Source organism: Iodobacter fluviatilis (assembly GCF_004194535.1).
In the GTDB taxonomy this organism is placed as follows: Bacteria; Pseudomonadota; Gammaproteobacteria; order Burkholderiales; family Chitinibacteraceae; genus Iodobacter; species Iodobacter fluviatilis_A.
In genome coordinates this window covers 1,247,640-1,259,972 of record NZ_CP025781.1, presented here as the reverse complement: position 1 = coordinate 1,259,972, position 12,333 = coordinate 1,247,640, and the positions used below count along the sequence as shown (strand labels likewise).

Sequence of the window (12,333 nt, the reverse complement as noted above, 5' to 3'; positions counted from 1 at the left end):
AGCAGTCTATTTAGTAGGGGCTAAATAACAAACAAGGCAGCCGAAGCTGCCTTGTTTGGGGCGATACGCGCACAATGTTTTATAAAATAATGAGAGTATTCAAGGGTATACTAATTTAGCATGAGGTATTTACATACAGGCACAGAAATTAATTTTTGTGCCTGTATATAAAATAATTTTCAGTAAAACAATATGCTGCCGGTTTATTCTTTATTTCATAAAACAAGGCTTAATTAGGCGATACGCAGTGCTTCTAATGAACCACCTTGGGCTAAGAATTCAATTGCCCATTGTGGCTTACGGCCACGGCCAGTCCAAGTTTGTTCTGCATCAGCTGGGTTACGGAATTGTGCTTTAGCAGTAGAAGCTGCTTTTTTAGCTGCTTTTTTGTCGCTGCTTGTGCCCAATACATCAGACAATGAGAAGCCTTTAGAAGCAACCAAGTTTTGCAGTTCGGCAATCAGGTTTTGCTTTTCTGATTCTTTGCGACGAACAATTTCAACTTCTAGGTTCTTGCGCAGTTCAACTAAGTCGCTATAGCTCAGTGGGGAAAGATCAATCACGGTAATTCTCCTTGGGTTTTTAAATTGGGATACTCCACCGAACGGATTATGGATATCTATTCGCTACAATTCAAGCTTTCTTAATTACCAAGCCAAATATTTATTGAATTTAGATCTTTTTCAGACAATTCCCCGCTTGTCGCGGCTAATTGTAAACGAGCATACAAATAGGTGTAGCGGGCTACTGTTAGGTCGTAACGGGTGGAGAAATAGGCTTGTTCGGCATTAAGTACATCAATAGTAGTACGCACTCCAACTTCGCGTCCTAATTTAGTTGATGCTAATGATGATTCGCTCGATTTAAGAGCTTGTTGCAATGCGAGGATTTGTGCAGCGCCGGAACTTACGCCTAAAAAAGCTTGCTTGGTGAATTGAGTTGTATCTCTACGACTTGCTTCTACCGTTTGGCGTTGTTGTTCTTTTTTTGCGATTGCTTCGCGTAATTTAGAAGAACGATCTCCACCCGTAAATAATGGAATGGATAATTGCAAGCCAATTTGTCCTGAGCCGCTGCGATCTAATCCACCTGATTTGGATATGCCCGCAGATTGCCAAGCATCACCATAACCAGCTACTAAATCAAGAGTTGGGGAACTTTCTAGCCGATATTTGTCGATTTCTCGGCTGGCAATATCTAAACCTAATTGCTGACCTGCAATCACTAAGCTGCCATTTTCACTGCGCTGTATCCATGCTGCCATATCATTAGGTTGTGGTGGGGTAGGTTGCTGGCGATTGCTAATCGGTTTTAACCCCGTTGGATTAAGCTGAGTAAGCTGCTCATATGCATTACGCTTAATGGCTAGATCATTTTTCGCAGCAATTTCAGCAGAAGTGATCGAATCAAATCGTGCCTGAGCTTCATCTGTATCGGTAATAGTCGATACGCCAACTTCAAAAGATTTTTTTGCCTGTGCCAGTTGTTGGGCAACCGCTTCTTTTTGGGCCGTGGTTTGTTTTACTTTTTCTTCTGCACCTAAAACTTCAAAGTAAGTTTTAGCTACGCGCAAAATTAAGTCTTGCTCCGCTACGCGAAAAATAACTTCGGCTTGTTCAGTTTGTTTTTTGAGCTGATCGGCACCTGCAAATGCGTCTGCTCGATAAATAGGCTGGGTGAGGCTTAGTTTATAGCCATAGCTCTCGCCATTTGAGTTGATGCTGTCACGGTTTTCTGGGCTGTAGCGTGATTGCTCCCGATTAGCATTCCCCGCTAAAGAAACATGCGGCAGTAATAAGGCTTTACCTTGCTCGATCTTTTCGCGCCCCGCATCTAGCCCTGCGCGTGCGGCGGCAAAATTAGCATCATATTTTTGTGCTGCGCTCCAAGATTCGATCAAATCAGCAGCAAAGAGCGGTTGTGAAAAAATGGCGATGCTCAGAGCAATTAAAGTTTTTTTCATCATTGGTGTCTCAGGTGTTTTGAGTGGGTGAATATTTTGTTCAAAATGGCGTTTAAAAACAGGCTGAAGTGCAGTTATCTTGCTCAGAGGCTTCTGTTCAGATCTAAGTCATACAAGGAAGAGGGAGATAATCCCCCTCCCTGCTAATTTTAATTTGTCGAAATTTGTATGTTTTATGTAGATGTTTTTATATTTGTAGGCCGCTCTGGTGGGCTTAAGCGGAACCATGCGGCATATAAAGCCGGTAAAAATAATAAAGTTAAGACGGTTGCTACAAAGAGCCCACCCATAATGGCAATGGCCATTGGGCCCCAGAAAGTATCCCGAGTCAGAGGGATCATTGCGAGGATTGCAGCTGCGGCTGTCAGCATAATGGGCCGAAAACGCCTTACCGCTGATTCAATGACGGCGGTCCAAGCATCGTCCCCTGCGGCACGATCTTGCTCAATCTGATCCATCAGAATCACCGAGTTGCGCATAATCATGCCTGAAAGCGCGATCACGCCCAACATAGCCACAAACCCAAATGGCGCTTGAAATAAAAGTAAGGAAATGGCCACGCCAATCAGGCCTAGCGGCGCGGTGAGCAGCACCATGATCATTCTCTGAATGCTTTGCAGCTGCAGCATTAATAAGGTCATGACGACTAGCAACATCAGTGGCATGACTTTATTAATCGACTCTTGCCCCGTGGCAGATGATTCTAGCGTGCCGCCGGTTTCAATATGATAACCCTGAGGCAGCTTGGCTTCGATTTCACGCACTCTAGGCATCAGCGCATTGCTCACGTCAGGCGCTTGGGCGCTGCCAGCCACATCGGCACGTACCGTGAGTGTGGCGACCCTATTACGTCGCCATATTAAGCTTTCTTCGTTCTCTAACTGCAAAGTTGCCAGTTGGGACAGCGGTACAAACTGGCCCGATGGAAGGGGTACGCGCAAATCTTTCAGAAAATCGAGGCGTGTGCGCTCATCGCTGGTGAGACGGGTGACCACATCGATACTCTGATCGGCTTCACGATATTGTGTGGCGGTAATGCCAGATACGGCCATTTGTAAGTAAGTAGCCAGCTCTTGCGAGGTTAAGCCAAGTTGGCGTAAACGGTCTTGCTTGGTTTGTAGACGTATCACCTTTACTTTTTCGCCCCAATCAGTGTGGACTTGGCGCGTGTCTGGGTTTTTGCGCATCGCATCGGCCACTTGATTGGCAATGCGGCCCAGTTCGGCGGTATCTGTGCCACTAATACGGAACTGCACTGGATATCCAACCGGCGGGCCGTTCTCTAAGCGTGTTACCCGGCCACGTACCAGTGGAAAATCATCAGCGAATTTCTGGGCAAGGCGTTTGTAGACGTTCTCCCGTACCTTTTCGTTTTTGGTCATTACCGTTAGCTGGCCAAAGTTGAGGTTAGGCATTTGCTCATCGAGGGGTAGGTAGTAACGCGGCGAGCCTACGCCGATATAGCTGGTGACATGATCGACATCGGGATCTTTTATGGCGATGGCTTCCATGCGTTTGACTTCGCGCTCGGTAGCTTCATAAGAGGCGGTGTAGGGTAGCCACATATCTACCATCAGCTCGGGGCGTGCAGAGGCAGGGAAGAACTGCTGCGGGATAAACAGGGCAAAGGTGGCGACAGCCAGCAGAAACGCGCCTAGGGTGGCAGTAATCACTGTCTTTCGCCATGTGACGCACCACGTTACTAGCTTGCGAAAGCGTGCATAAAACCCTCCTTGGTAAATATCGTGTTCTTCATGCCGAGGCGTTTCTGGAAGCAGGTGATAGCCCATATAGGGGGTAAATACCACAGCCACTACCCAAGACAGTACTAGCGCAATTCCGATCACGGCAAAGATAGAGAAGGTGTATTCACCTGCATCCGATTTAGCCAGCCCCACCGGCAAGAAACCTGCTGCGGTAATCAAGGTGCCGGTTAGCATAGGAAATGCGGTGGAGGTATAGGCAAAGGTGGCAGCCTCAAAGCGGCTCCAGCCTTGCTCTAGTTTAAGTGCCATCATTTCAACCGCAATAATGGCGTCGTCCACTAATAAGCCCAGCGCGATCACCAGTGCGCCGAGTGAAATCCTTTGGAGCTCGATATTGAAAATACTCATGCCAAGGAAGGTAAGCAGTAGTACCAATGGAATGCATAAGGCCACTACAACACCGGTGCGCCAACCCAAGCTTAAAAAGCTGACTGCCAATACAATGACCACGGCTTCCAGCAAGGATTTCATGAAGATGTGGATGGCGTTTTTAACCACGGCTGGTTGGTCAGAAATAGTATGGATTTCTATACCAATGGGTAAGCTACTTTTGATTTTTACGAGCGATGCATCAATCTGCTGGCCCATTTTGACGACGTCACCCCCTTTACGCATCGAGATGCCCAAACCCACCGCGTCTTGCCCTTGATAGCGCATTTTGGTTTGGGGGGATCGATCGTGGCGCGAAATACCTGAGCGATATCGCCTAGCAAAAAGGTTTTACCAGCCACGGTAATCGGTAGACTGCGTAAGTGCTCTACGGCGTTAAAACCGCCAGTTACGCGTAAAAATACGTGCTCGTCCTTGCCCTCTATTGCACCAGCTGGGGTAACTGTATTGGTGGCGGCAATGACTTTATTGATTTGAAATGGCGAAATGCCTAAGCTGGCGAGCTTGGCATTGGAGTATTCCACATAGATTTTCTCATCCTGCTGGCCAATCAGCAGCGCTTTGTTTACATCTGGAATACGCAGTAATTCGGTGCGGGCCAGCTCAATATATTTTTTCAGCTCAGGGTAGCTGAAGCCATCGCCGGTGAAGGCGTAGAGATTGCCGTAGGTATCACCAAACTCATCATTAAAAAATGGCCCCACCACACCCAGCGGCAGCTTACTCTTGGCGTCGTTAATGCGCTTTCTGACCTGATACCAAGCATCGGTCACATTATTTTTTTGATCTTCGTGCAGCATAATCGTGATCAGCGATTCGCCACTTCTGGAATAACTTTTAGTGAAGTGGATATAAGCAATGCCCTGCAGCGCTTCTTCCAGCTTATCGGTAACCTGCTGCTCCATTTCTGGCGCACTGGCACCTGGCCAGAAGCTTCTGACCACCATCGCTTTAAAGGTGAACTCTGGATCTTCTTTCATGCCGAGTTTGCCGTAAGCCAGAATGCCACCCAGCGAAAGCACTACCATTAAATACAGCACAAGGGATTGATGCTTTAAGGCCCAGGCCGATAAATTAAAGCCTTGTTTGGCTAAATCTGGTTTGTTTTGCTTCATGTTGCTATTCCCCTTGTGCAGGCAATAGCTTCACAGCCTGCCCTTCGCGTAATAGATGCACACCGGCGGTAACAACGACATCACCCGCTTTAAGCCCCTTCACCTGTACTTGCTCGTTACGATCTAATTGGCTGGCTTCAACGGCAACACTCTTGACCCGTTTGCTTTGCATATCAACTAGCCAGATGCGTTGACCCTTGTCTTTGCCATAGATAGCGGTCAGTGGCAGCGTGGTGCTGGCTTGAGTGGCGCTGTTTTGGCTGCTTTTTACCGTGGCACTCATGCCAAGACGGATATCAGCGGAGGGCTTTTCTAGTGTCACTTTGGCGCGGTAAGTACGGCTGACTGGATCGGCTGCGGGGGATACTTCACGTACTTTGCCATTATAAGTTTTACCGGGTAGCGCCCAGAAGCTAATCTCGGTGTGCTGGCCTGATTTTAAATCGTGGCTACGTGCTTCGGGTAGGTCAATAAAGACTTCAACCTCACCGGCTTTCGCTAATTGCACCACCGGCTGGCCTGCGGCTAAGACTTGGCCAGGCTCGGCTAAGGTGGCGGTAATAACGCCATCGCTACTGGCTAGTAGCGTGGTATAGCCCGCTTGATTTTGGGCGAGTTGCTGTTGAGATTGAGCTTGTTGCAGTGATTTTTGTGCGCCAATGACGGCGGTTTGCTTGCGATCGACTTCGGCTTGGCTTACAAATTTTTTGGCGAGTAGCTCTTGAGAGCGGGTCAGATCTAATTTGAGCTGGGTCAGTTGGCTTTGTGCTGATTCTGTTTGTGCTTTGGCTGCGAGTGCATTCAGTGCCATATCTTGAGCATCAATTCTAGCGAGTACAGCACCTGCTTTAACCACGCTGCCAATCTCGACTTCGCGGCTGATTAACTTGCCTGGAATCCGAAAACCTAAAGTACTTTCTTGACGAGCGTGCAGTTCGCCAGAAAATTCGGCGTGGTTGCTGCTTGGATGAGAGGCTAGCGTGATGGTGCGAACGGGGCGAATTTCTTCCTGTGGCTTGGCCTCTTCCTTGCAGGCGCTGAGTAGTACCGTAGCAATCAGCAGCAAAGGGATCGTTTTATTCATGTTTCAATGGTCCTTGGGTGAGGCTAGTAGGCCGTTAAGGAGGAGGTCGAGCGTGGTGTTGATGAACCTTTCAGGATCCAGCTCGTCAGGCAGGCAGTTGATCAGCGAATGCTTCATCAGCATGGCCATCACAATGGGGGCACAAATTACTTCGATGGCGTAATCAATATCGAGCAAGCGAAACTCGCCGCTGGCGATACCTCTTTGCAGGAGATGCCGCAGCATTTTATTGCCAGGGTTTACAAATTCTTCTTGGTAAATCTTTGCGACTTCGGGGAAATTACTGCCCTCGGCAATCATCAGCTTAGGCATGGCAGAAAACTCGCTCTCACCCATGGCCTGCCACCATGTTTGCAGCATGGCACGCAGCAGCTCTGCAGAGCTGCCTTGAAAATTGCTCAGTAAATCATGACAACGCGCCAGTTGGGGCAGTAACAGCTCGCGGACAACGGCTTTAAAAATCTCTTCTTTGCTTGAAAAATAGACATAGGGCGTGCCACAGGTCACTCCAGCGGCCTTGGCGATATCGGCCATTTTGGTGGCCGCAAAGCCTTTTTTTACAAAGAGTTTGAGTGCCGCGGCTAAAATTTCCTGAGGGCGTGCTTCTTTGCGGCGTGCCCAACGTTTGTTTTCCGGTTGCATTGTGTACTTTTTAAATAAATGAATACTTATTCAATTATTATGTGTAGGGTGATTTTTGTCAAAAATTGCCATCTAACTCGCTTGAGACTGTTAGAATTCTGCTACGCGGCAGCCTCCCTTTAGTCTCTACAGTAGAGATGACTTAGGTATGGCAGGGCTGCTAGACCTTATCTTGTTTTTGGACTCGCCATGACCATGATTACCCCGCAAGAAAAAGCCGAAATTCTTTCAGAAGCCTTGCCTTATATTCAGCGTTTTTTTGATAAGACCATCGTTATCAAATACGGTGGTAATGCAATGACTGAACCCGAGTTAAAAGAAGGGTTTGCTAGTGATGTGGTACTGCTTAAGTTGGTGGGGATGAACCCCGTCGTTGTACACGGTGGTGGCCCACAAATTAACGAATTACTTGATCGCATCGGTAAGAAAGGCGAATTTATCCAAGGGATGCGCGTCACCGACGCCGAAACCATGGATGTTGTAGAAATGGTATTGGGCGGCCATGTAAACAAGGAAATCGTTTCCTTGATTAATAAGCATGGTGGTAAGGCGGTTGGTTTAACTGGGCAAGACGGGCATTTTATTAAGGCTCGTAAAATGTATCTAAAAGACAGCTCGGACGAGCTGTTAGATATTGGCCAAGTGGGCGAAATTGAATCGATCGACCCAACTATCGTGGCGCATTTAGACGCGGGTGATTTTATCCCTGTGATTGCACCGATTGGCGTAGATAGAAATGGCGAAAGCTACAATATCAACGCCGATTTAGTTGCGGGCAAGCTGGCTGAAGTCTTGCATGCTGAAAAGCTCATCATGATGACAAATACCCCTGGCGTACTTGATAAGGAAGGCAATCTGCTTACGAAGCTCTCTGCTAAACGTATCGACGAGCTATTTGCAGACGGCACGATTTCTGGTGGCATGCTGCCTAAAATCTCTTCAGCGCTCGATGCTGCTAAGAGCGGCGTGAATGCGGTGCATATTATTGATGGCCGAGTAAAACACGCATTACTGCTAGAAGTACTCACCGAGCAAGGCGTAGGAACCATGATTCGCGCTAAGTGAGTTGTACGCTGCTTAGGCTAGGAGACTCCTAGTCTAAGCAATTGAAATATTAAGATTGTGATGCTTTCATCCCCTTTTCTTGTCTTTTTGTAAAAAGTAAGCTAAGTCATCCTTGCATGTTGCGCTCTGGCATCTAAAATTAGAGTACTAGCCATCAGGGAGATGACCATATGAAAACAGCACGCCAGCTGCTTGCAGAAAAAGCCATAGATAATATCTTGTCAGTTACACCTCAGGCTTCCGTGTATCAAGCCTTGCAAGTGCTTGCAGAAAAAAATATTGGTGCTTTGTTGGTGATGGAAGAAAATCACCTTGTTGGGATTTTCTCCGAACGAGATTACGCCAGAAAAGTGATTCTGATGGGTAAGACTTCGGCGGGTACGCCAGTCTCAGAAATCATGACGCGTAAGCTACTGTGTGTGCCGCCATCTGCCACTATCGATGAATGTATGGCGATCATGAGTGAAAAACGGATTCGCCACTTACCGGTTTTAGATGGGGATAAGGTATTAGGGGTATTATCGATTGGCGATTTGGTGCGAGAAATCATCGACGAGCAGAAATTTACCATCGCTCAGTTAGAGCACTATATTCATTCTTGAGCTTAAATACGGCCACCCTAAACAGACCAGCCATGCTGGTCTTTTTTATGTTTAAACAATGAAACCAGTCTGGATATTCGATCTCGATAACACCCTGCACAATGCCGATTTGCACGCTTTTCCGGTGATTAATCGTGCCATGACGGCCTATTTAGCCCAGCATTTATCACTCAGCCCAGAGCTAGCATCCATATTGCGTACTGATTATTGGCGGCGTTATGGCGCTACTTTATTAGGCTTGCGCCGTCATCATCCGCATATTGATCCCCTGCATTTTTTACGAGCCACCCATCCTTTAAGCGAATTGCTAACGGCGATCCACCCTATGCCGGGGTTAAAAATGGCCATTCGGCGCTTGCCTGGAGAGAAAATTCTTTTCACTAACGGCGCGCGCCATTACGCCAAGGCCATGATGCTAGCACTAGGGATTGATGATTGTTTTAACGCAGTGGTGGCGGTTGAGGATGTCGATTTTATCCCCAAGCCACATATTCATGGCTATCGCCGCCTCATTAGCAAGTTTAAGTTGAAAGCTAATCGCTGTATTTTTGTGGAAGATACGCTGGCTAATCTGGTAACGGCCAAGCGCTTAGGCATGAAAACTGTGTGGCTAAACCATGGCAGCTTTGGCGCGCAGGCGGCTGATTTAAGCATTACTTCGCTACGCGATTTGCCGCAGCGAAGCCGTTATTTATTGGCTAGCAGTGCGTTTAGCAGCTGATTCTATTCCGGTTTAGAATAACTACGACAGATTTCTCTTCTGTACCAAGGCAAACTGGCAAATTTATAGCGGCTAGTGTAATTTGCTTGGCATAAACATAAAGCATAAGTCAGAACTTTTGCAATTTCTTAAATACAGAAGATTGGAGATTCAATGGAAGCCGCCCGCCAGCTATTTGCAGCACTTAACCGTGATTACCTCGCCGTTCATAAAGCCAAAGAAGACCTATTTTGGGATACCTATATGGCAATCTCTGATGATCATGCAGGCTTTGCCAAGGCAGAAGACGCGTATAAAAATTTCACCTCTAGCCCCGCTAAATTGGCGGAAGTAAGGGCGGCTTTGGCGCAGTTAAGCGCGGACGATGCCGATACGCAAGCGTTAAAACACGGCTTAACCGGCTGGTTGGCGCTATTTGAAAGCAATATTATCGATAGCGATGCCGCGCGTGATTTGATGAGCCAGCTGATTGTGATGGAAGCCGAGCTGTTTGCTAAAAAGCGTGATTATGTGCAAACGCATATCAATGACAAGGGCGAGCGCGTTGAAGCCACCCAAGGCTCGCTGGCGACAAATATGTCGACCAATCCAAGCGAGGAGGCGCGTAAAAGCTCCTTTGATGCGATGGCGGGGCTAGAAAACTGGGTATTGGAAAATGGCTTTTTAGAGATCGTTAAACAGCGTAATGCCTTTGCACGTGCGCAGGGCTATGCCAATTATTTTGATTATAAAGTACGCAAAAATGAGCAAATGAGCAGTGAAGCGCTGTTTGCTATTTTAGATGATTTTGAAGTGCGCACTCGGGATACCAATCTGCGCGGCTTAAATGAGCTGGCAAAAGAACACGGTAAAGACGCGTTGCTGCCGTGGAATTTTCGCTACACCATTAGCGGTGATGTGGCGCGCCAGCTTGATCCATACCTGCCTTTTGCCAAGGGTTTACAGCGCTGGGTTGATAGTTTTTGCGGGCTGGGGATTACTTACCGTGGTGCCACCTTGCAGCTCGATCTTTTGGAGCGCAAGGGGAAGTATCAAAATGGCTTCTGCCACGGGCCGATTCCGTCATTTTATGATGTAGATGGCCGCTGGGTAGCGGGGCAGATTAATTTTACCTCCGATGCTAAGCCAGATCAGGTGGGCAGTGGCGCGCGGGCGATTAATACGCTGTTTCATGAAGGGGGCCATGCGGCGCACTTTGCCAATATCACCCAAAATTCACCGTGTTTTTCGCAAGAATTTGCGCCGTCCTCTATGGCTTATGCCGAAACACAATCGATGTTTTGCGATAGCTTGCTAGAAGATGCCGATTGGCTAAAGCGCTATGCCAAAAATGCGGCTGGCGAAGCGGTGCCGGATGAGTTGATCAAAATGCGTATCGAAAAAACGCAGCCATTTGCTGCGCTTAACCAACGCAATATTTTGGTGGTGCCCTACTTTGAGCGCGCTTTGTATTTGCTTGCCGATGATGAGCTTACTTCGGTAAACGTGTTGGCGCTAGCCCGTGAGTTTGAAATGAAAATATTGGGTTTTGAGCAGGCTGGTCGGCCGCTCTTGGCAATTCCTCATCTCTTAAATCAGGAATCGGCCGCGGCTTATCACGGCTATTTACTGGCTAATATGGCGGTTTATCAAACCCGCGCCTTCTTTGAGCGTGAGTATGGCTATCTGACCGATAACCCAGCCATTGGCCCGCTGCTCTCTGAGCATTATTGGGTGCCGGGAAATAGCATTAGCCATAACGCCAGCTTGATCAGCCTGACTGGCGAGGCTTTCAATGCCAAGTATTTAGCCGATTCCTGCAATCAAACCGTGGAAGCTGCATGGGCCGATGCAGAAATGCAAATCAGTGCGGCTGCGAGCCGAGTTTACCCAGAATCCCCATTAAAAAATCTGGATGCGCATATTCGTATTGTGCATGGTGCTGAATTATTAGCAGATAACACGCAATCAGACACGCAAATGTTTGCCGACTTTGAGCGTGTGGTGAGTGAGCGTTACGGGGTGTAACAGGTATCAGGAGTCAGGGGTCAGGAGTTTTTATAGGGTGTGCAAGGTGGTTTTCTTGCGCACCGTTTTGATACAGCAATGCTAAATCGCACCTTGTAGGAGCGGCTTTAGCCGCGAAAGCGTCGTCAACAGCGCTGCATTCGTGGATAAATCCGCTTCTACGGGGGTGTTTTTCGATTAATTTCTGTCGATTTAAAATTGCTGGCTCCGATACCTGACACCTAATCAGCGCTGCGCAGCTGCCAGCAATCCACCTACCGTAAAGAAGGCCGCGCCGCAGCCTTGGTTAAAGCGCTTGATGCGATTCGGGCTTTGTAACCAGTTACCTAGCCTTGCGCCGCCTGCCGCGTAGGCGACTTGCCAGCCTGCTTCGATGATAAAAAAGCTGCCCAGCAAAATAGCCCATTGCCCTGCTTGCGGCTGCGATGTGTTGATAAATTGCGGCAAGAAAGCTCCGGCAAATAAAATCGCCTTGGGATTGGATAGTGCCACGGTTAATCCTAGGCGAAAGCGCCCTGCTGCCGAATCGGCGGAGGAATTGGGCATTTCTAAATTGTTCCCGGCTTTAAAGCATTGCCAGCCCAGATAAATTAAATACACCGCACCGGCTAATTTAAAAATCAAAAACAGCGTGGCGGATGTGGCTAGGATAGTCGCCATCCCAAAAGCAGATAGCGCAAACAACAAGCCTAATCCAGCCAGTGCACCGCTCATGGTGGCCAGCGTCGCCTGCCAGCCATAGCGTGTGCCGTGCGATAGCATCAGCAGCATATTAGGGCCGGGCGTGGCGGAAATAAAAAAAGTGGTGGCAATAAAGGTTAGCCAGATAGTCATGCTCATGGGTGTATTTCCTGTTTAGCTGAGGTTACACAGAAGTTATTTTTTAGTGCCTTCGGCACATTGATTTAGGTGCGGGCGCCCCGCGAATTATATGATTTTTGTGTGGCCAAGAAACGAAGCCAAGCCACAACTCCAATA

11 protein-coding genes are annotated in these 12,333 nt (G+C 48.0%); 4 read left to right on the top strand and 7 right to left on the bottom strand.

Translation table 11 applies throughout. The features are described 5' to 3' along the window. Nucleotides 1-233: 233 nt before the first annotated feature. The 6 genes from C1H71_RS05455 to C1H71_RS05435 form a co-directional block, all read right to left on the bottom strand. On the bottom strand, nt 234-563 hold the full coding sequence (locus tag C1H71_RS05455) for an H-NS histone family protein (protein WP_188053600.1): 330 nt from the start codon (nt 561-563) through the stop codon (nt 234-236). An 80-nt stretch (nt 564-643) separates the two neighbouring features. After that, nucleotides 644-1,966, bottom strand: a complete 1,323-nt coding sequence (locus C1H71_RS05450; protein ID WP_130105668.1) for a TolC family outer membrane protein — start codon at nt 1,964-1,966, stop codon at nt 644-646. A gap of 170 nt (nt 1,967-2,136) precedes the next feature. Next, nucleotides 2,137-4,344, bottom strand: a complete 2,208-nt coding sequence (locus C1H71_RS05445) for an efflux RND transporter permease subunit (RefSeq protein WP_308418303.1) — start codon at nt 4,342-4,344, stop codon at nt 2,137-2,139. After that, a complete protein-coding gene (locus C1H71_RS21780; RefSeq protein ID WP_308418302.1) occupies nt 4,287-5,234 on the bottom strand; it encodes an efflux RND transporter permease subunit in 948 nt (315 codons plus the stop codon). The genes C1H71_RS05445 and C1H71_RS21780 overlap by 58 nt, the downstream gene beginning before the upstream one ends. A gap of 4 nt (nt 5,235-5,238) precedes the next feature. After that, nucleotides 5,239-6,318, bottom strand: coding sequence for an efflux RND transporter periplasmic adaptor subunit (locus C1H71_RS05440; RefSeq protein WP_130105667.1), 1,080 nt, complete (start codon nt 6,316-6,318; stop codon nt 5,239-5,241). 3 nt (nt 6,319-6,321) lie between these two features. Beyond that, the gene (locus C1H71_RS05435) at nt 6,322-6,960 is read right to left on the bottom strand and encodes a TetR/AcrR family transcriptional regulator (protein WP_130105666.1); all 639 of its coding nucleotides are present in this window, start codon (nt 6,958-6,960) and stop codon (nt 6,322-6,324) included. A gap of 189 nt (nt 6,961-7,149) precedes the next feature. Between C1H71_RS05435 and argB the strand changes: the two genes are divergently transcribed. The 4 genes from argB to C1H71_RS05415 all read left to right on the top strand — a co-directional run bounded on the left by argB (nt 7,150) and on the right by C1H71_RS05415 (nt 11,355). Further along, entirely contained in the window at nt 7,150-8,025 is an 876-nt protein-coding gene (gene argB / locus C1H71_RS05430; protein ID WP_130105665.1) for an acetylglutamate kinase, read from the top strand. A 170-nt stretch (nt 8,026-8,195) separates the two neighbouring features. Then, nucleotides 8,196-8,627, top strand: a complete 432-nt coding sequence (locus C1H71_RS05425; RefSeq protein ID WP_130105664.1) for a CBS domain-containing protein — start codon at nt 8,196-8,198, stop codon at nt 8,625-8,627. A gap of 58 nt (nt 8,628-8,685) precedes the next feature. Continuing rightward, nucleotides 8,686-9,348: a pyrimidine 5'-nucleotidase gene (locus tag C1H71_RS05420; protein WP_130105663.1), complete on the top strand. Its 663-nt coding sequence runs from the start codon at nt 8,686-8,688 to the stop codon at nt 9,346-9,348. A gap of 153 nt (nt 9,349-9,501) precedes the next feature. Continuing rightward, complete coding sequence (locus tag C1H71_RS05415) at nt 9,502-11,355, top strand: M3 family metallopeptidase (RefSeq protein WP_130105662.1); 1,854 nt, start codon at nt 9,502-9,504, stop codon at nt 11,353-11,355. Between the two features lie 225 nt (nt 11,356-11,580). On the opposite strand, the gene C1H71_RS05410 is transcribed toward C1H71_RS05415, so the two are convergent. Further along, the gene (locus C1H71_RS05410; RefSeq protein WP_130105661.1) at nt 11,581-12,195 is read right to left on the bottom strand and encodes a LysE family translocator; all 615 of its coding nucleotides are present in this window, start codon (nt 12,193-12,195) and stop codon (nt 11,581-11,583) included. Nucleotides 12,196-12,333 lie beyond the last annotated feature (138 nt).